This is a genomic window from Bordetella sp. 2513F2 (assembly GCF_054642735.1).
In genome coordinates, this window is record NZ_CM137755.1 from 254,103 (window position 1) to 273,872 (window position 19,770).

General features: G+C 69.4%; 15 protein-coding genes and 1 tRNA gene. 8 read left to right on the forward strand and 8 right to left on the reverse strand.

Features of this window, described 5'->3' with window-relative positions:
- Positions 1-20: 20 nt before the first annotated feature.
- From ACYBYQ_RS01195 to ACYBYQ_RS01225, 7 genes are all read right to left on the reverse strand, one after another.
- A complete protein-coding gene (locus ACYBYQ_RS01195; RefSeq protein WP_459616574.1) occupies positions 21-1,067 on the reverse strand; it encodes a hemin-degrading factor in 1,047 nt (348 codons plus the stop codon).
- Between the two features lie 54 nt (positions 1,068-1,121).
- Positions 1,122-3,653, reverse strand: coding sequence for a TonB-dependent hemoglobin/transferrin/lactoferrin family receptor (locus ACYBYQ_RS01200; RefSeq protein WP_459618676.1), 2,532 nt, complete (start codon positions 3,651-3,653; stop codon positions 1,122-1,124).
- Positions 3,654-3,834: 181 nt separating this feature from the next.
- Positions 3,835-4,815 (reverse strand): FecR domain-containing protein, encoded by a 981-nt coding sequence (locus tag ACYBYQ_RS01205; RefSeq protein ID WP_459616575.1) that lies wholly within the window; start codon positions 4,813-4,815, stop codon positions 3,835-3,837.
- Positions 4,797-5,336, reverse strand: a complete 540-nt coding sequence (locus ACYBYQ_RS01210) for a sigma-70 family RNA polymerase sigma factor (RefSeq protein WP_459616576.1) — start codon at positions 5,334-5,336, stop codon at positions 4,797-4,799. Before ACYBYQ_RS01210 ends, ACYBYQ_RS01205 begins: the two co-directional genes overlap by 19 nt.
- Before the next feature lie 169 nt (positions 5,337-5,505).
- Positions 5,506-7,008, reverse strand: a complete 1,503-nt coding sequence (locus ACYBYQ_RS01215; protein WP_459616577.1) for a tripartite tricarboxylate transporter permease — start codon at positions 7,006-7,008, stop codon at positions 5,506-5,508.
- Positions 7,009-7,019: 11 nt separating this feature from the next.
- Complete coding sequence (locus tag ACYBYQ_RS01220; RefSeq protein WP_459616578.1) at positions 7,020-7,484, reverse strand: tripartite tricarboxylate transporter TctB family protein; 465 nt, start codon at positions 7,482-7,484, stop codon at positions 7,020-7,022.
- Positions 7,485-7,766: 282 nt separating this feature from the next.
- Complete coding sequence (locus ACYBYQ_RS01225) at positions 7,767-8,273, reverse strand: acyl-CoA thioesterase (RefSeq protein ID WP_459616579.1); 507 nt, start codon at positions 8,271-8,273, stop codon at positions 7,767-7,769.
- A gap of 163 nt (positions 8,274-8,436) precedes the next feature.
- On the opposite strand from ACYBYQ_RS01225, the gene fdnG reads away from it, so the two are divergent.
- The 8 genes from fdnG (at position 8,437) to selD (ending at position 18,719) form a co-directional block, all read left to right on the forward strand.
- Positions 8,437-11,505: a formate dehydrogenase-N subunit alpha gene (gene fdnG / locus ACYBYQ_RS01230; RefSeq protein ID WP_459616580.1), complete on the forward strand. Its 3,069-nt coding sequence runs from the start codon at positions 8,437-8,439 to the stop codon at positions 11,503-11,505.
- Between the two features lie 10 nt (positions 11,506-11,515).
- Entirely contained in the window at positions 11,516-12,415 is a 900-nt protein-coding gene (fdxH, locus tag ACYBYQ_RS01235) for a formate dehydrogenase subunit beta (RefSeq protein ID WP_459616581.1), read from the forward strand.
- Entirely contained in the window at positions 12,408-13,049 is a 642-nt protein-coding gene (locus ACYBYQ_RS01240) for a formate dehydrogenase subunit gamma (protein ID WP_459616582.1), read from the forward strand. Before fdxH ends, ACYBYQ_RS01240 begins: the two co-directional genes overlap by 8 nt.
- 137 nt (positions 13,050-13,186) lie before the next feature.
- Positions 13,187-14,122 (forward strand): formate dehydrogenase accessory protein FdhE, encoded by a 936-nt coding sequence (gene fdhE, locus ACYBYQ_RS01245; protein ID WP_459616583.1) that lies wholly within the window; start codon positions 13,187-13,189, stop codon positions 14,120-14,122.
- A complete protein-coding gene (selA, locus tag ACYBYQ_RS01250) occupies positions 14,106-15,560 on the forward strand; it encodes an L-seryl-tRNA(Sec) selenium transferase (RefSeq protein WP_459616584.1) in 1,455 nt (484 codons plus the stop codon). Before fdhE ends, selA begins: the two co-directional genes overlap by 17 nt.
- Before the next feature lie 7 nt (positions 15,561-15,567).
- Positions 15,568-17,529, forward strand: a complete 1,962-nt coding sequence (selB, locus tag ACYBYQ_RS01255) for a selenocysteine-specific translation elongation factor (protein WP_459616585.1) — start codon at positions 15,568-15,570, stop codon at positions 17,527-17,529.
- A 13-nt stretch (positions 17,530-17,542) separates the two neighbouring features.
- Positions 17,543-17,638 (forward strand) — tRNA-Sec (locus ACYBYQ_RS01260).
- A gap of 19 nt (positions 17,639-17,657) precedes the next feature.
- The gene (gene selD / locus ACYBYQ_RS01265; protein ID WP_459616586.1) at positions 17,658-18,719 is read left to right on the forward strand and encodes a selenide, water dikinase SelD; all 1,062 of its coding nucleotides are present in this window, start codon (positions 17,658-17,660) and stop codon (positions 18,717-18,719) included.
- Positions 18,720-18,727: 8 nt separating this feature from the next.
- Here the strand turns inward: selD and ACYBYQ_RS01270 are convergent, their stop codons facing one another.
- Positions 18,728-19,747 carry an MBL fold metallo-hydrolase gene (locus ACYBYQ_RS01270; RefSeq protein WP_459616588.1) on the reverse strand — a complete coding sequence of 340 codons (1,020 nt, stop codon included), beginning with the start codon at positions 19,745-19,747 and terminating at the stop codon, positions 18,728-18,730.
- Positions 19,748-19,770 lie beyond the last annotated feature (23 nt).

Here is a 19,770-nt window from a genome sequence, read left to right on the forward strand (position 1 = left end):
CCGTTGCCGGGCCGGCACGCTCAGGCCGCCAGGGGCCGGGAGCAGAAGCCGGCGAGCAGTTCGCGCCAGGCGGGCAGTTCGGGCCTGCCGGGCTTGCGCGCGCCGAAGAACTGCACGATGAGCTCGCCCGTGCCGGCATAGAGCTCCAGCGACGTGACCCAGCCGTCGCGCGTGGGCTTGCTGACCACCCAGGCCGAGGCGATGGCCTCGGTGTTCAGGTGCAGGTTGAATTTCGGGTCCAGCACATTGAACCACGGCCCGGTTCGGCGCAGCGCGTGCACCGGACCCGTATGGATCTGGATCATGCCGCGGTTGCCCACGAAACACATGATGGGCAGCGCGGTCTGCGCGGCAGCCTGCAGCATGCGTTCGGCGACGTCGCGCTCCACGGGCTGCGCCAGGTCCGGTCCGGCCGCATGCAGCGCCGCCAGCCGCGAGATGCCGAACTTGCGCAGCAGCGGGAAGAACTCGTGCGTGTCCTCCATCGTCAGCCAGGCGGCGCGCCAGGCGGCCGGGTCTTCGACTGCCTGGGCTGCGTCGTCGGGCGGGTAGGCCTCGGCCGCCGGCCAGTAGGGGTCGCCCGCATGGCGTGTCACCAGCGCATCGTAGGCGGCGGCATCGGTGGCGTCGGTGCGGTAGACCTTGTGCACGGCCACGCCGGCGGCGTCGAAGAACTGCAGGCTGTGCCGCCCGTCCTGTTCCACCGCCCAGGCGCTGTGCCAGTGGCCGAAGAACACCCGCAGGTCGATGTCGGGGCCGAGCACCAGGCCTACGGGCCCTTCGGCCTGGATGTCTTCGTAGCGGCCATGGCGCTCGTGCACGCACCAGTCGTTGCGCGTCAGCGCCATCACTGCGCCCAGCGCGCCCAGGCCCCGGAAGATCTCCTGCGGCGTGCCGTGCAGCGCGGTGGCCTTCAGGCCGCCGCATTGGGCGGCCACCCACTGGGCTTCGGAAACCCCCAGCGCCTGGGCCAGGTTGCGAGCGCGTCCGCCGGGCTGGCTGGCAACCAGTTCGTCATGGCGGGCCCGCAGTCGTGCGGCCAGCTCGGCGTAGGTCGGTTCGGTCATGCGTCGTTCTCCCGTATGCGGCGGCGCGCCGGCGTGCACCGTGCGCGCCGGAAATCAGTATTGATAGGTCAACGATACCCGCACGCTGCGGCCCGGTTCCGTGTACCAGTCTACCGGGTGCGGCAGCGCCTGGGGGCCGGCGGTCCGCACGTTCAGCGCGTTCCAGTATTTCTTGTCGAACAGGTTGTATATCCCGGCCTGGATCTTCAGGCCGCGGACGGCGGCGGGGCGCCAGTAGCCGCTCAGGTCCACCACGCCATAGCCCGGCGCCTTGAAGTCTGCATACGGTGCGTCGCCGGATGCCTCGGGATACTCGACCTCGCTGCGCCGCAGGGCCGTCGTCAGCTGGGCATCCGCCCCCCAGCGCTCGCGCGCATAGCCCAGGCCCACGATGGCCTTGAGCGGCGCGACCGAGTTCAGGTGCTGGCCGGTGTCCTGGTCCTTGCCCACGGCCCAGGCCAGGCCGGCCCAGGTGCGCCAGCCGCGCGCGAAGCGCCAGTGCGCCGAGGCCTCCGCGCCGTAGATGCGCACGCGCGCCCGGTTCACCGCGCCGGTGACGCCCAGCGGGTAGGCGGTTTCCCATCCGGCCTGCCACTGCGGCGAATCGGGCGAGACGGGCACGTCGGAATCGATGAAGTCGCGATAGCGGTTGTCGAAGAACGCGAGCTTCCCGCCGAGGTCTTCGCTGCCCATCCGCGCGCCCAGTTCCCAGCCGCGGCTGGTCTCGGGCTTGAGGTGAGGATTGCCCATGCGCAGGTAGGTGCCCGGGCTGCCGTAGTTGGTGTAGAGCTCCGTTGCGCTGGGTGCCCTGAAGCCGTAGCCATACTGGGCATAGAGCGACACCTGCTCGCTGGCCCGCCAGCTGGCCAGCAGGCGCGGCGAGAAGCGGCCGGCGCTGGATTCCTCCGGCAGCTCGCCGGCATTGGGGTTGTGCAGGTAGGCGTCCGAACCCTGGGGCCGCTGGCTGTAGTGGTCGTAGCGCAGCGAGGGCGTGAGCACGTAGCGCTCGCCGTGCAGGCCGATTTCGTCCTGCACCCACAAGGCCCACTGGCTGCCCTTGACCCGCGGCATGTCGGCCTGGTTGGTGTGCAGCATGTCGCAGGCGCGCGGGCCGAAGGGCGCGGGCATGCCTGCGGGCAGGTCGGGGCAGTTGTCGTAGCCGCCCGAGTATTGCTCGGTGCGGTTGCCGGTCCATTCGGCGCCCACGGTCCAGCGTTGCGACACAACGCCGTCGAAGCGGCGCGAGGCCTCGGCCTGGGCGCCGAACAGCGATTCCTGGATGGTGTTGTCGCGGCCGTAGGCGCCGCTGGGATAGCCATAGCGGAAGATGTCGCCGGGAATGATGGCCGCGCGCGAGTCCACCGTACGCCATGCGTCCATGCCTTCGCCCAGGCGCAGGCGCTGCCAATAGACCTGCATGCGGGCGGTGTCGAGCAGTCCGCCTGCGCCGGCTGCGTCGTAGCGGTAGTCGAGCGACACGCGTTCGCGCCGCGACTGTTCGAACGCATCGTTGCCGCCCACCGCATAGCTGGTGCCGGGGCCCTGTTGATACTTGGCGTCGCGGTCTTCTTCGCGCTTGAAGTATTCGCCGGTAAGGCCCAGCCGGTGGCCGCCGTCGAAGCGCTGCTGCAGCTTGAATAGGAAATTGCGCTGCGTATAGGCCATGGGGTCGGGCTTGCTGCGCTGCGTCCCGTATCCCCCGGCATCGGCGCCGTTGTCGAGTTCGTGGCCGCGGCGCAGGCCGGCCTGCAGCAGCCAGAGCGTATCCTCGGCCAGACGGCCGGCCAGCGCCACGTTGCCGCCGCGGCTGGTGTCGGCCGAATCGTAGCTGCCCTTGAGCAGCGCCCCGAATTCGCGGTCGGCCGGGAGCAGGTCTTCCGGGGCCAGTGTGTGCAGCTCGGCGGCGCCGCCCATGGCGCCGGATCCCACGGTGGTGGAATCGCTGCCGCGCACGATATCCAGCCTGGACAGCGAGTCGAAGTCCACCGCGCCCACGCCGCCCTGCACGCCGCGCGCGCCATCGTCGAGCCAGGGCAGCCGGATGCCGTCGATGCGCGTGGCCACGCGGTCGCGGTCCAGGCCGCGCAGGTTCAGGCTGCCGTTGTCGCGGTTGAAATTCACGCCGGGGTCCACGCGGTTGCCCAGGTCGGTCCAGTCGCGTACCTGGCGCGCATCGAGTTCGGCCCGCGTGGTGCGGCTGGCCCACGCGGGGTCGCTGCGCAGTGCGTCGGCCTGTACGCTGACCGGCGGCAGCTGGGTCACCGGCTCGTCGACGGCCGACAGCACATACGCGCCGCGGGCTTGCGGCCGGGCCTGCATGCCCGTGCCGGCCAGCAGCTGGCGCAGGGCCGATTCGGGATCGTGGCGGCCGGCCAGGCCAGGGCTCTGGCGCCCACGCACGGCCTCGGGCGCATACAACACCGTTACGCCGGCCTGGCCGGCGAAGCGCGCGAGCGCCGCGGCCAGGTCGCCCGGCGGGATGGCGTACTCGCGTGCCGCCGGCGCGGCCGTGGCGGCGGGGGTCTGGGCAGCCGCGTTTGCGGCGGCGATGCCCGTCAGTGCGGCGGCCAGCAGGGTGCCGGCCATGCGATGGTGGCGATGCCTGCGGGCGGCGGGCGCGGGAGGGAAGTGCTCGGGTGCCATGGCGTTCCTTTCCGGTGCGGCGGGTGGCGGGTCTGGGAAGGCAGGCGGACTGCCCATGCTTTCCCTGACCCGCGACGCGTGCGATCCGGACAGGAATGGCGCAGGTTTTTTGTAACGGGCGTGCTCATGCCCGGGCGGCGGGCACGAGATGGACGAAGTAAGGGGTGTAGCTGCGCATGCGTACCGGCAGCAGCGCCGGCAGCGCCTGCAGTGCGCCATCGATGTTGTCGAGCTGGAAGGTGCCCGACAGGCGCAGCCCGCCCACGGCAGGGTCGCACCTCAGCATGCCGTGGCGGTATCGCGCCAGTTCGGCGATGAACGCGTCCAGGCGCATGTCCCGGGCGTGCAGCACGCCGCGGGTCCAGTCGAGGCGCAGCGGATCGGCCGTGTTCGGCGCCGACACGGCCTGCCGGTCGAACATCGCATGCTGGCCGGTCGCGAGCCGCAGCGCGCGCTGCGGAGCCTGCAGGGGGGTGAGCCAGGTCTCGCCGCTGGTCACGTCCACCTCGCAACCGTCGGGGTGCAGCTGCGCGCCATATGCCACGGGCCCTTCCGATTGCACCAGGCCGAACGGCGTGTGCAGCGCCAGCGGCACCCCGGGCTGCGCGGCGCCGTGCACGTAGATCTCGCCCTCGTGCAGGCGCAATGTGCGCATGGCGGCAGACACGGCGGCGTCCAGGCGGGTGGCCGTATTCAGCAGCACGCGCGAGCCGTCGGCCAGCATCACCTCGCGGCGCTCGCCAACGGCGGTACGGTGATCGGCAAGCCCCCCGCCGTTTTCGCGCGCCGCCACCCAGAGGGCCGGTGGCATGACGGCCAGTCCCAGGAATGCCTTGAGGGCCTTGCGCCGCGCGTTGCCGGGGCGCTGCAGCGCGGCCATGCCCAGCGTTGGCGGGATGGCGCCGAAGGCCTGGCGCACGGCCTGGGCGCGCTGCCAGGCGCGTTCGTGCTCGCCGCTGCGGGCGCGCCAGCGCTCGCATGCCTGCAGGTCGGCGGCCGTGGCATGCGCCGAATCCAGGCGCAGCAGCCAGCGTGCGGCCTCGCGCGCCACCCGCCGGTCCAGTGGGGTGGCCCCCTCGGTGGCGTCTAGCTCGCCAGGATGCACTGTTCGTAGCCCTGGATGATATAGCGCTGCACCGTGCGCACCGATACGCCCAGCGCCTGCGCAATCTCGGCGTGGCTGCGCTGCTCGAGCTGCAGCATGAGGAACGCGCGCCGTACCCGGGGTGCCAGGCCCTGCAGCGCTTCGTCGATCCGGTGCAGGGCTTCCAGGATCATCAGCCGCTGTTCAGGCGGCGGTGCCTGGGGCTGGGGCAAGGCGGCCAGCGCTTCCTCGTAGGCCTGCTCCAGCGAGCGGCGGCGATAGTGGTTGAGCAGCAGCCTGCGCGCGATGGTGGTGAGGTAGGCCCGGGGTTCGCGTACGGCCGCCAGTTCGGCGCGATGCCTCAGCACCCGCACGAACGTGTCGTGCGCCAGATCGGCGGCATCGCAGGCATTGTCGAGCTTGCGGCGCAGCCACAATGCCAGCCAGCCGTGATGGTCGCGATACAGCCCCTGCACGGCATCGTGCGGCGCGGGTGGGGAAGTGGACACGGCGTCATGAAAGTTAATGAGAACGAATCGCATTCTAGGTATTGTCGGGCATGTCTGCAACCTGGCGACCCGAGCGGCGCCCGCAACAGGTGACCCGATCCCCCGGGCCGCGCCTGCATGGGCGCGCACCATGAAAAATGCCCGGCCATGGGCCGGGCACGTTTTCTTCGGGGCGGCCCTGAGGCCGCCCTGAGCAGGGGTGTCAGTCTTCGACGAACGTTTCTTCCCGCCTCTTGCGGATCGACGGCAGGGCTACGATGACCACCAGGAACACGGTCACGCCCAGCAGCGAGGCCGACAGCGGGCGCTCGACGAAGGTGCCGTAGTCGCCGCGCGAGAGCAGCAGGGCGCGGCGGAAGTTCTCCTCCATCATGGGGCCCAACACCAGGCCCAGCAGCAGCGGGGCGCCCTCGCACTTGAGCTTGGACCACACGTAGCCGATGATCCCGAAGACCGCCATGACGTACAGGTCGAAGACGTTGTAGTTCAGCGAATACACGCCGATCGAGCAGAACACCAGGATGGCCGGGAACAGGATGCGGTAGGGCACCTTCAGCAGCTTGACCCATACCCCCACCAGCGGCAGGTTCAGCACCACCAGCATCAGGTTGCCGATCCACATCGAGGCGATCAGGCCCCAGAAGAGCTCGGGGTGGCTCGTCATGACCTGCGGGCCGGGCTGGATGTTGTGGATGGTCATGGCGCCGACCATCAGGGCCATCACGGCGTTGCCCGGGATGCCCAGGGTCAGCAGCGGGATGAAGGAGGTCTGCGCCCCGGCGTTGTTGGCCGACTCGGGGCCGGCCAGGCCGGCGGGGTGGCCCTTGCCGAAGCGCTCGGGGTTCTTCGAGAGCTTCTTCTCCAGGGTGTAGGAGGCAAAGGCCGAGAGCACCGAACCGCCGCCGGGCAGGATGCCCAGGGCCGAGCCCAGCGCGGTGCCGCGCACGATGGCCGGCGCGGCCTCGCGGATCTCCTGCCTGTTGGGGTAGAGCGAGCCGACCTTGTCGGTGAGCTCGGGGCGCTGGTCCTTGAGCTCGAGGTTGGCCATGATTTCCGACAGGCCGAACACGCCCATGGCGACGATGGCGAAGTCGATGCCGTCCTGCAGTTCGGGGATGCCGAAGTCGTAGCGCGCGACGCCGGAGTTGACGTCGGTGCCGACCATGCCCAGCAGCAGTCCGAGCAGGATCATGCAGATGGCCTTGGGCAGGGAGCCGGAGGCGAGCACGACGGCGCCGACCAGGCCGAGCACCATGAGCGAGAAGTATTCGGCGGGGCCGAACTCGAAGGCGACCTCGGCCAGCGGGGGCGCGAAGGCGGCGATCAGCATGGTGGCCACGGAGCCGGCGAAGAACGAGCCGATGGCCGCCAGCGAGAGCGCGGCGCCGCCGCGCCCGTTGCGCGCCATCTGGTGGCCGTCGAGCACGGTGACGACCGCGGAGGTCTCGCCCGGGAGGTTCACCAGGATGGCGGTGGTGGAGCCGCCGTACTGGGTGCCGTAGTAGATGCCTGCCAGCATGATGAGGCCGGCCACCGGCGGCAGCACATAGGTGATGGGCAGCAGCATGGCGATGGTGGGCACCGGGCCCAGGCCCGGCAGCACGCCGACCAGGGTGCCGAGGATGCAGCCCAGCAGGGCATAGAGCAGGTTCTCGGGGGTGAACGCAACCGAGAACCCCAGGGCGAGGTTGTGCAGCAATTCCATGGAGTGTCTCCTCAGTTCATGCCGAGAAAGGCAGGCCAGAGCGGGAAGATCAGGCCCAGGCCCTTGATGAAGGCGAGCCAGCAGAACACCACCAGGAAGATGGCGTTGGCGAGCGCGACTTTCCAGCTGAACTCATGGCTGGCGAAGCTGCTGAGGATGACCAGGATGAACAGCGAGAGGTAGAGCCCGAGGGGGCGCAGCAGCACGCCGAAGAGCGCGACCGAGCCGATGACGATGAACAGGATCTTGAAGTCGAAGCGCGAGACCTCGGTTTCCTGGGCCTTGGGCGAGAGCGAGGACAGCGTGACCACCGCGGCCAGCAGGGCCAGGCAGATGCCCAGCCAGAAGGGGAAGTATCCAGGTCCCATGCGGGCGGCCGTGCCCATCTGGTATTGGGTCGCTCCGTAGGCGAACCCCAGGCCTATGGCGACGAACATCAGTCCGGCCCAGAAGTCCTGTTTGTTGCGTAGCTGCATGTAGGTCTCCGTTCTAGTATCAAGCCGATCGGGCAACATGGCCGGGCACGCGGCACGGGAATGTTGCGTGCGGGTAATTTTGTTCGTGGAGTATGAAAATTCCGCAATGTCCTGCGCCGGCGTCGCATCCCTGCCGGATGTATCGCGACGCAGCAGGGCAGGCCAGCACGTTTTGCCCGAAAGACGGGGGGATGGTATCACCCGCTAATACGCTAATCCCTCATGAATGACCCTAGGTTTTCCCGGAGTTAGGGGAAATAAGCCCCTGTTGGGCACAAATTGTTACTTGGGAACATTGCCGTCCGGTAATTCCCGCTTGATTGCCGCATGCCGGTTTTCCAGCTCCTGGCGCAGCGCCCGGCGGTGCTTGGCGGCCTCGAAGCGCTGCCGTTCTTCCGGCGTGCGCAGCGCCAGCGGCGGCACTGCGGTCGGCTGGCCCTGCTCGTCGACGGCAACCATGGTGAAGTAGCAGCTGTTGGTGTGGCGCACCAGCTTGCGGCGGATGTCTTCGGTGACCACCTTGATCCCCACTTCCATGGAAGTGCGCCCCGTGTAGTTGACCGACGCCAGGAAGGTCACCAGTTCGCCCACGTGGATGGGCTGGCGGAACACCACCTGGTCCACCGACAGCGTCACGACGTAATGCCCCGCGTAGCGGCTCGCACAGGCATACGCCACCTGGTCCAGGTACTTGAGGATGGTGCCCCCATGGACGTTGCCGGAGAAGTTCGCCATGTCCGGCGTCATGAGGATGGTCATCGAGAGCTGGTGGCTGAAGGCGTCGTCCATGGCGAGTCCTGGGCGGAAGGGAAAGACCGTAATGTAAGGCCTGCATTCCGCTGCGCCCCAAACCTGTCGCAGGCGCTTGTTGCGGCGCAGCATCAACGATGCCGCCTCTGCGTGCTTCGGGCCGGCGCTATACTCTGCCGGAATTCACCAGAGGGAGCGCTTCATGGTCAGCATGAACCGGCGTCAATTCTTCAAGGTGACGGGAGCTACACTGGCCGGCTCTAGCCTGGCGCTACTCGGGGCTGCCCCCGGTACTGCCATGGCCGAAGTCCGCCAGTACAAGCTGGCGCGCATGACCGAAACGCGCAATACCTGTCCCTACTGTTCGGTAGCCTGCGGCATTCTGATGTACGGCCTCGGAGACGGCGCCAAGAATGCCGAATCGAGCATCGTCCACATCGAGGGCGATCCCGATCACCCCGTCAACCGCGGCACGCTCTGTCCGAAGGGTGCGTCGCTGATCGACTTCATCCACAGCCCCAACCGGCTCAAGTACCCCGAGTACCGTGCGCCCGGTTCCGACAAGTGGGAGCGCATCTCCTGGAACGATGCGCTCGAGCGCATCGCGCGCCTCATGAAGGAAGACCGCGACGCCAACTTCGTGCAGAAGACGCCCGAGGGCCGCACCGTGAACCGGTGGCTCACCACGGGCATGCTGGCCGCCTCGGCCAGCAGCAACGAAGTCGGCTACGTCACGCACAAGGTCGTCCGCAGTCTCGGCATTCTCGCATTCGACAACCAGGCACGTGTCTGACACGGCCCGACGGTGGCAGGTCTTGCCCCGACGTTTGGCCGTGGAGCGATGACGAACCATTGGGTCGACATCAAGAATGCGGACGTAGTACTGATCATGGGCGGCAATGCCGCCGAGGCACACCCCTGTGGCTTCAAGTGGGTCACGGAGGCCAAGGCCCACAACAAGGCGAAGCTGATCGTCGTGGATCCGCGCTTCACGCGCTCGGCATCCGTGGCGGACTTCTACGCGCCCATACGCACCGGCACCGACATCATCTTCCTGGGCGGCGTCATCAAGTACCTGCTGGATCACGACAAGATCCAGCACGAGTACGTGCGCAACTACACGGACTTCTCGTTCATCGTGCGCGACGACTTCACGTTCGACGCCGGCCTGTATTCGGGCTACGACGCCGAGAAGCGCAGCTATGACAAGGCCACCTGGGACTACGAGCGCGGCGAGGACGGCTACGTCCGGACCGACCCGTCCCTGCAGCATCCCCGCACCGTCTACCAGCTGCTGAAGAAGCACTATTCGCGCTACACCGAGGACATGGTCGAGCGTGTCTGCGGCACGCCCAAGGACAAGTTCCTGAAGGTATGCGAGATGCTGGCGTCCACCGCCACCACCGACCGCGCCGCCACCATCCTCTATGCGCTGGGCTGGACGCAGCACTCGATCGGTTCGCAGATCATCCGCACCGGCGCCATGGTGCAGCTCCTGCTGGGCAACATCGGCATTGCCGGCGGCGGCATGAACGCGCTGCGCGGGCACTCCAACATCCAGGGTCTCACCGACCTCGGCCTGATGTCGAACCTGCTGCCGGGCTACCTCACGCTGCCCAACGAGCCGGAGCAGGACTTTGAGGAGTACATCGCCAAGCGGGCGATGAAGCCGCTGCGGCCCAACCAGCTCAGCTACTGGCAGAACTACCGCAAGTTCCACGTCAGCCTCATGAAGGCCTGGTGGGGCGACGCCGCCACGGCGCAGAACAACTGGGGCTACGACTACCTGCCCAAGCTCGACAAGCTCTACGACATGCTGCAGGTCTACGAGCTCATGAACCAGGGCAAGATGAACGGCTACATCTGCCAGGGCTTCAACCCCCTGGCGGCGGCGCCGAACAAGGCCAAGCTCACCGAGGGCTTCTCCAAGCTCAAGTTCCTGGTGGTCATGGATCCGCTGGCCACCGAGACCTCCGAGTTCTGGCGCAACTACGGCGAGCACAACGACGTCGATCCCAGCCAGATCCAGACCGAGGTGTTCCGGCTGCCGACCACCTGTTTCGCCGAGGAGGAAGGCGCGCTGGTCAATTCCGGTCGCTGGCTGCAGTGGCACTGGAAGGGCGCCGAGCCGCCCGCCGAGGCGCGCAGCGACATCGAGATCATGTCGGCGCTGTTCGTGCGCCTGCGCGAGATGTACCGCAAGGAAGGCGGCGCCTATCCCGACCCCATCGTCAACCTGTGGTGGCCGTATGCCGTGCCCGAAAGCCCCACGGCGGTGGAACTGGCCAAGGAGTACTCCGGCCGGGCGCTCGTCGACCTGATGGATCCCAAGGATCCCACCCGGGTGATGCGCAAGGCTGGCGAGCAGCTGGCCGGCTTTGCCGAGCTGCGCGACGACGGTTCCACCATCAGCGGCTGCTGGATCTATTGCGGCGCCTGGGGGCCCGCGGGCAACCTGATGGCGCGCCGCGACAACTCCGATCCCACCGGCATAGGCCAGACGCTGAACTGGGCCTGGGCGTGGCCGGCGAACCGCCGCGTGCTCTACAACCGGGCATCCTGTGACGTCGAGGGCAAGCCGTTCAACCCGCGGCGCAGCCTGGTCGAGTGGAACGGCAAGGCCTGGATCGGCGCCGACATCCCCGACTTCAAGGGCGATGAAAATCCCGCCGGCGGCATGGGGCCGTTCATCATGAACCCCGAGGGCGTGGCGCGCTTCTTCGCGCGTGCCGGCATGGCCGAAGGGCCGTTCCCCGAGCACTACGAGCCGTTCGAGACGCCGCTGGGCTACAACCCGCTGTATCCGAAGGCCCAGGGCGTCACCAGCAACCCGGCCGCGCGCGTGTTCGACGACGACCTGGCAGCCATGGGCAAGGTCGAGCAGTTCCCCTACGTGGCCACGACCTACCGCCTCACCGAGCACTTCCACTACTGGACCAAGAACGTGCTGCTCAACGCCATCCTGCAGCCGCAGCAGTTCGTGGAGATCGGCGAGGCCATGGCCAATGAGCTGGGCATCGCCAACGGCGCGGAGGTCAAGGTGTCGTCGAACCGCGGCTACATCAAGGCCGTGGCGCTGGTCACCAAGCGCCTGCGGCCGCTCACGGTGGAGGGCAAGACCGTGCACCACGTGGGCATCCCCATCCACTGGGGCTTCATCGGGGTGGCCAAGCCCGGGTTCCTGGCCAACACGCTGACGCCCGTCGTGGGCGACGGCAACAGCCAGACACCGGAATTCAAGTCGTTCCTGGTGCAGGTCGAGAAGGTATAGGAGCCACGTCATGTCAATGCAATCCCTGGACATCAAGCGCCGCTCCGCCACCACCACCCCGCCGCCGGGCGTGCGCGAGCCGTCCACCGGCGGCGTGGCCAAGCTCATCGACGTATCCAAGTGCATCGGCTGCAAGGCCTGCCAGACGGCGTGCATGGAGTGGAACGACCTGCGCGACGAGGTCGGCCACAACGTCGGCGTCTACGACAATCCGGCCGATCTCACCGAGCACTCCTGGACCGTCATGCGGTTCACCGAGCTCGAGAACGAGCAGGGCGACCTGGAATGGCTGATCCGCAAGGACGGCTGCATGCACTGCGAGGATCCGGGATGCCTGAAGGCCTGTCCCTCGCCGGGCGCCATCGTGCAGTACAACAACGGCATCGTGGACTTCCACGAGGAGAACTGCATCGGTTGCGGCTATTGCGTCACGGGCTGCCCGTTCAACGTGCCGCGCATCTCCAAGAAAGACCACAAGGCCTACAAGTGCACCCTGTGCTCCGACCGCGTCGCGGTGGGGCAGGAGCCTGCCTGCGTCAAGACCTGTCCTACCGGCGCCATCGTGTTCGGCACCAAGGAAGACATGAAGCAGCACGCGGAAGAGCGCATCGAGGACCTGAAGTCGCGCGGCTACGACAACGCCGGGCTGTACGATCCGCAGGGCGTGGGCGGCACGCACGTGATGTACGTGCTGCACCATGCCGACCGTCCCCAGCTCTACCACGGGCTGCCGGAGGATCCCAAGATCAGCCCCATGGTGTCGTTCTGGAAGGGGATGGCCAAGCCGCTGGGCGTCGCCGCCATGGCCCTGACCGCGCTGGCCGGTTTCTTCCACTACGTGCGCGTGGGCCCGAACGAAACCGAAGAGGAAGACGAGCGCAAGGCCGCCGAGGAGATGCGCCATGATTGAATCCCGATCCAGGCTGATCCAGCGCTACTCCGCCAACGAGCGGACCAACCACTGGATCATCGCCATCACTTTCGTGATGCTGGCCCTCTCGGGCCTGGCGCTCTTCCACCCGGCATTCTTCTGGCTCTCGCACCTGTTCGGCGGCGGCCCCTGGACGCGCATCCTGCATCCGTTCATCGGCCTGGTCATGTTCTTCTGCTTCCTGGTGTTCGCCGCGCACATGTGGCGCCACAACCGCATGAACCAGGCCGACCGGCAATGGCTGCGCCAGCTCGGCGACGTGGTCAACAACCGCGAAGACCGGCTGCCCGAGGTGGGCAAGTACAACGCCGGCCAGAAGCTGCTGTACTACGTGCTGATCCTCTGCATGCTGGGGCTGTTCGTCAGCGGCATCGTGATGTGGCGGGAGTATTTCTCGTTCTATTTCCCGATCGACGTGATCCGGGCGGCGTCCGTGCTGCACGCGGTTTGTGCCTTCGTGCTGATTTGCGCGATCATTGTGCATATCTACGCGGCGATCTGGGTCAAGGGTTCGGTCCGCGCGATGGTGCGCGGCACCGTCACGCCCGGCTGGGCCTGGAAGCATCACCGCGGCTGGTTCCGCGAGGTGCGCAAAGAGTCGGCCGGCAAGTAGCGGTTGCGCCGACCCGATCGCACGGCTGCTCCCGCCCGGGGGCAGCCGTGTTGCTTTTTGCTCCTGGCGCGTCGCGGCGCGGGGGGCGCTTTTCCGCAGGGGCGGCCAGGTTGCCGGCCCTGCTTCTGGAGATTGTTTTGCAACGTATCCTTCCCCGTGGCGAGATCGAGGCGCTGGACCACAACGCCATTCCGCGCGTGCGCCTGCCGCAGCGCGCCTCGGTGTTCGCCGATCGCGCCGCGCGGCTGCGCCAGCTCGCCGAAGACAGCCCGGTGGCCGAATACCTGCGGCTGATGGCGGTTCTGGCCGACGGCCAGCAGGCGCTGCTGGCTGCGCAGCCCGGCCTGCCCTCGGCTTCGGCCGAGCAGGTTTCCCGCGCCCAGGCGCACGGCATGCCGCCGCTGCAGGCGGTGGGCTGGCAGCGAGCGCCCGGCTGGACGGATCTGCTGCGCGGCCTGTTGCAGCACGTGGGGCAGGCGCCCGGCGTGCCGCAGGAGGCCGCGGGCGTATGCCGCGCGCTGGAGGCGCGGCTGGACACCCAGGGCGACGCCATCGAAGCCATGGCCGATGCGCTGCTGGCCGAGCGCGAGGACGGCATCGACAGCGCCGCCGCGCCGTTCGTCATGGGCGCGCTGCAGGTGTATTTCACCGACCTCGCCTGCCGTTTCCCCGAATCGGAACTGCCCGTGGCCAGCCCCTTCGGCGTCTGCCCGGTGTGCGGCGGCCTGCCGGTGGCCAGCGTGGTGCGGGTGGGCGGCCAGGCCGACGGCTACCGCTACCTGTGCTGCGGGCTGTGCGCCACCGAGTGGCATATGGTGCGGGTCAAGTGCACGCACTGCGAAGACACGGAAACCGTCGCCTATCACAGCATCGAGGGGCGCTCCGAGGCCATCCGGGCCGAGTCCTGCGACCACTGCCACACCTATCGCAAGATCTTCTACCAGGAGAAGGACCTCAACGTCGAGCCGGTGGCCGACGACCTCGCCAGCCTCATGCTCGACGTGCTGATGGGCGAGGCCGGCTACGCGCGCGCCAGCGGCAATCCGCTGCTGTGGCATGGCGGGGAGTCCTGATCCCATGGGCGCGCAGGAGGCCGAGGCCATGGGGCGTGCCGCGCCGCGAGACATCCCCGCGCTCGACCGGCTGCTCAATGCCGAGGTGTTCGTTCCGGTGCTGCAGGCCCACGGCCGCACGCGCGTCGTGGCGGCATTGCGCACCGAGCTGGAAGCCTTGCGCGGCGAAGCGCTCGCCGGCAGGCTGCAGGCCAGCCAGGTGGAGCCGGCGGCCATCGCCCGCACGCTGGCGGCCGGCCTCGATGCGGCAGACCGTCCGCGGCTGCGCGCCGTGTTCAACCTCACCGGCACCGTGCTGCATACGAACCTCGGCCGTGCGCTGCTGCCCGATGCCGCCGTGGATGCCGTGGTGCGGGCCCTGACGGCGCCCGCCAATCTGGAGTACGACCTCGAAACAGGCGGGCGCGGCGACCGCGACGATCTCGTCGAGGGCCTGCTGTGCGAACTCACCGGCGCCGAAGCGGCCACCGTGGTCAACAACAACGCGGCCGCGGTGCTGCTCATGCTCAATGCGCTGGCCGACCGGCGCGAAGTCGTGGTCTCGCGCGGCGAACTGGTCGAGATCGGCGGCGCCTTCCGGGTGCCCGACATCATGAAGCGCGCCGGCGCGCGCCTGGTGGAGGTGGGCACCACCAACCGCACCCACGCGGCAGATTATGCCCAGGCCGTGGGGCCGCGCACGGCCATGCTGATGAAGGTGCATTGCAGCAACTACGCCATCACGGGGTTCACCAAGAGCGTCTCCGTGGCCGAGGCCGCCGGCATTGCGCACGGACATGGCCTGCCCATGACCGTGGACCTGGGCAGCGGCACGCTGCTGGACCTGGCCCAGTGGGGCCTGCCCCGCGAGGACACGGTGCGCGACACGGTGCAGGCAGGCGCCGACCTCGTCACCTTCAGCGGCGACAAGCTGCTGGGCGGCCCCCAGGCCGGGCTGCTGGTGGGGCGCGCCGACCTGATCCGCAAGATCAAGAAGAATCCGCTGAAGCGCGCGCTGCGGGTGGGCAAGCTGACGCTGGCCGCACTGGAGCCCGTCCTGGCGCTGTACCGCGCTCCCGAGTTCCTGCCCGAGCGGCTCACCACCCTGCGTCTGCTGACCCGGCCGCAGCACCAGATACGCGAACTGGCCGAACGCCTGCGCGACACGCTGCAGCATGCGGTGGGGCCCGGCTTCCAGGTGGCCGCCATGTCCACGTACAGCCAGATCGGCAGCGGGGCGCTGCCGGTGGACCAACTGCCCAGCTACGGGCTGGCGGTGCGCCATGCCGGCAGCGGCCGGCCGGGCCGCCACCTGGCACGCCTCGAAGCGCGGCTGCGCCGCCTGCCGCGGCCGGTCATCGGCCGGGTCGCCGACGATGCCCTGTGGCTGGACCTGCGCTGCCTCGAGCCGCGCGACGAGACGGTGTTCGTGGCGCAATTGGCGCGGCCTCTGGAGTGACGGGCCCATGATCGTCGGCACAGCCGGCCACATCGACCACGGCAAGACCACGCTGGTGCGCGCCCTGACGGGCGTGGACACCGACAGGCTCAAGGAAGAGAAGGCGCGCGGCATTTCCATCGAACTCGGCTATGCCTATACGCCGCTGCCCAATGGCGACGTGCTGGGCTTCATCGACGTGCCCGGCCACGAGAAGCTGGTGCATACCATGGCGGCGGGGGCCAGCGGCATAGACTTCGGCCTGCTGGTGGTGGCGGCCGACGACGGCGTCATGCCGCAGACCCGCGAGCACCTGGACATCCTGACGCTGCTGGGCGTGCGGCACGGCGCCGTCGCGCTCACCAAGGCCGATACCTGCGATGCCGCGCGCCGGCAGGCCGTGCTTGCCGAGATCGACGCCCTGGTTGCCGGCACTTTCCTGCAGGCAGCGCCGCGATTCGCCACGCAGGCCACCGATCCGCAGGACCCTGGCGTCGCTGCCCTCAAGGCCTGCCTGGACGCCGCCGCGCAGGCGCTGCCGGCCCGTCGCGCCGACGGGCTGTTCAGGCTGGCCGTGGACCGCGTCTTCACGCTGCCAGGACACGGCACCGTGGCGGCCGGCACGGTGCATGGCGGTCGCGTGCGGGCCGAGAACGAGCCGGCAGACCTGCGGCTCATGCCGGCCGGCACCGCGGTGCGGGTGCGCAGCATCCATGCCCAGAACCGCCCGAGCGCCGAAGGCAGCGCCGGCCAGCGCTGCGCGCTGAACCTGGCCGGGCTGGAGAAGCGCGCCGTGACGCGCGGCGACTGGATTGCCGACGCGCGCTGCTTCCAGCCGGGCCGTCATGTCGACGTGGCGCTGGACTGGCTGGCCGGGGCCGACGCGCCGCTGCGCGCCTGGTCGGCCGTGCACGTGCACCTGGGTGCCGCCCACTACGTGGCGCGCGCCGTGCCCCTGGCGCCCGAGACGCTGATGCCCGGCGGCGCGGGGCGCGTGCAGCTGGTCTTCGACGAGCCGGTCTGCGCCATGCCGGGCGATCGCTGCATCGTGCGCAACGCGCAGGCCACGCGCACCGTCGGCGGCGGCATGGTGCTGGATCCCGCCGCGCCCGACCGCAAGCGGCGCACGCCGCAGCGCCTGGCCTGGCTGGACGCGGTGGAGGCCATGCTGGCGGGTCAGGGCCTGGGCCCGGTCCTGGAACAGGCCCCGCTGGGCCTGGGGGAAGAGCGGCTGCAGCACCTCACCGGGCAGCCGGCGGCCATGCTGTCCGTGCCCGACGGCGCGCTGTGGGTGGCGGCGTCCCAGCCCGGGGCGGTGCGCACGCTGGTGCTGCGCCGGCACTGGGATGCCTTGTGCGACCACGTGCTGGAAGTGCTGCAGGCCTTTCACGTGCAGCAGCCCGACGAACCGGGCGCGGATGCCGGCCGGCTGCGCCGCATGGCGGCGCCCGGTGCGTCCGATGGATTCTGGCAGGCGGTGCTGGACGCCTTGCTGGCCTCCGGGCGCCTGGCGCGCAACGGCGCCTGGCTGCACCTGCCTGGCCACGCCCTGCAGCTTGCGCCCGCGGAGGCGGAGCTGGCCGACCGGCTGCTGCCGCAGTTGCGCGACGGCGGCTACGACCCGCCCTGGGTGCGCGACCTGGCGCGGGCGCACGGCGAGCCGGAAGAGCGCGTGCGGCTGCTGCTGCGCCGCCTGCTGCGGCGCGGCGACGTGGCCCAGGTCGTGCGCGACCTGTTCTATCACCGCGAGCGCATCGCCGAACTGGCCGGGCTGGTGGCCGAGCTGGCGCGACGCCACGGCGGCGTGCAGGCCGCCCAGTTCCGCGACGCCACCGGCCTGGGCCGCAAGCGCGCCATCCAGATCCTCGAGTATTTCGATCGCGTGGGCTATACCCGGCGCCTGCGCGAGACGCACGTGCTGCGCGGCGATGCGGCGGTGCATGGAGCCCCGGCCCGCGGCGGGGCGGCAGACCGCGATCCGCTATCATAGGGGCCGCCGCGAGGGAAGGCATCCGTGCCCGGCGGCACGGCTGGGCTTCAAACCCAGTTGGGGGCGTCAGACGTTCCCAGGTAGGTTCGACTCCTGCTGCCTTCCGCCATCGACCCGAGGTGTATCCCATGTCTTCCGATTCCTCCTCCGGCGCCGTGCCGCGCCTGACGTCGCTCTCCCACGGGGGCGGCTGCGGCTGCAAGATCGCGCCCGGTGTGCTGTCCGAGCTGCTGGCGCGCCATGCGCCGGCCCAGCCGTTCGCCGACCTGCTGGTCGGCAGCGAAACCGCCGACGACGCGGCCGTATACCGGCTCAACGACGAGCAGGCGCTGATCGCCACCACCGATTTCTTCATGCCCATCGTCGACGACCCGTACGACTTCGGCCGCATCGCCGCCACCAATGCGCTGTCCGACGTCTACGCCATGGGCGGCACGCCCATCATGGCGCTGGCCATCGTCGGCATGCCGATCAACGTGCTGCCGCATTCGGTCATCGCCGACATCCTGCGCGGCGGCGAATCGGTCTGCGCCGAGGCCGGCATCCCGCTGGCGGGCGGGCATTCCATCGATTCGGTGGAACCCATCTACGGCCTGGCCGCCATGGGCCTGGTGCATCCCGGCCGTCTCAAGCGCAACGCCGACGCGCGCGCCGGCGACGTGCTCGTCCTGGGCAAGCCGCTGGGCGTGGGCGTGCTGTCGGCCGCGCTCAAGAAGAACCTGCTGGACGCGGCCGGCTATGCGGCCATGCTCGAGGCCACCACCCGCCTCAATCGTCCCGGCGCGGCCCTCTCGGCCCTGGCCGGCGTGCACGCCATGACGGACGTCACGGGCTTCGGGCTGCTCGGCCATGCCCTGGAAATGGCCCGCGGCGCCGGGCTCACGGCGCAATTGCGGCTTGCCGAACTCCCCTGGCTGCCGCAGGTGCAGGATTACGCCGCGCGCGGCATCGTCACCGGCGCCTCCGGCCGCAACTGGGCCTCGTACGGCGAGGCGGTGCAGCTGGGCGCCGCGGTGGACGATGCGGCCCGGGCGCTGCTCACCGACCCGCAGACCTCGGGCGGGCTGCTGGTGGCCTGCGCGCCGTCGGCGGTCGGTGAAGTGCTGGAGGTGTTCCGGCAGCAAGGCTTTGCCCAGGCAGCCGTGGTGGGCGAGATGCAGCCGGGCCCCGCCTGCGTGCGGGTCGACTGACCGCGCGGCTATTCGCTTTCCCGCAGCGCGGCCTTGCGCAGCGGCGCATACTCCACGGGGATCCAGGCGTAGCCCGACTCCGTCGGGCGCACATGGCCCAGCCCCGGGAAGGGCAGGTGGGCCCCCGCGATCCAGGCTTTGTCGCGCGCCGCATCGGCGAACAATTGCTTGCGTGTGGCAATGGCCTGCGTCCCGTCCACGTCGAATTCCACGGCCACCTCCGGCCGCGCCATCTGCACGGCATGGCTGTGCACGACGTCGCCCCAGACCAGCAGCCGCTCTGCGCCTGCGCCGAACAGGTAGGCGGTATGGCCGGGCGTATGGCCCGGGGCCGGCACCGCCACCGCGCCGGCGGGCAGCGCCTCGCCGGCGCGGTAGGTGAGGAAGCGGCCCTCGTCCAGATAAGGGGCCACGGCCTTGCGCGCCATCTCGAAGTAGGGCTGCGCTTCCGCCGGCGATTGCGCGGCGACGGAAGGGCTGAGCCAGAACGCCGCCTCTTCGGCGGAAACATATACGTCGGCGCGCGGGAAGCGCGGTGTTCCCCCGGCGGGGAGCAGGCCGCAGGCGTGGTCGGGATGCAGGTGCGTGAGCAGCACCGCGTCCACGTCTGCGGGCGCATAGCCGGCCGCAGCCAGGTTGGCCTCGAGCGTGCCCAGCGTGGGGCCGAGACACTCGCCGCCGCCGGTGTCGACCAGCACCAGCTGCTTGCCGTCGTGGATCAGGTAAGCGTTCACCGACGTCTGCATGCCCGTGGCGCGGTTCGCATACATGTCTTCGAGCAGCTTGCGCACGTCAGCTGCAGCGGCGCCGCTGAGCACGGTGGGCGGCAGATCGACGTAGCCGTCGTACAGCGCCGTGATCATGTACCCGCCCACGGCCATGCGGTAATAGCCGGGAGCCTGGGCGGCGTGCACCGGCGCGCCGGCTTGTGCGCCAGGCGGTGCGGACAGGACGGTGCCGGCAGCCAGCACCAGGACAGACAGGGCGCGGCGCGCCGTTCGGGCCAGGGTAGCGACCGTGGCGGGCATGGGAGTATCTCCGGAAAGGCCGG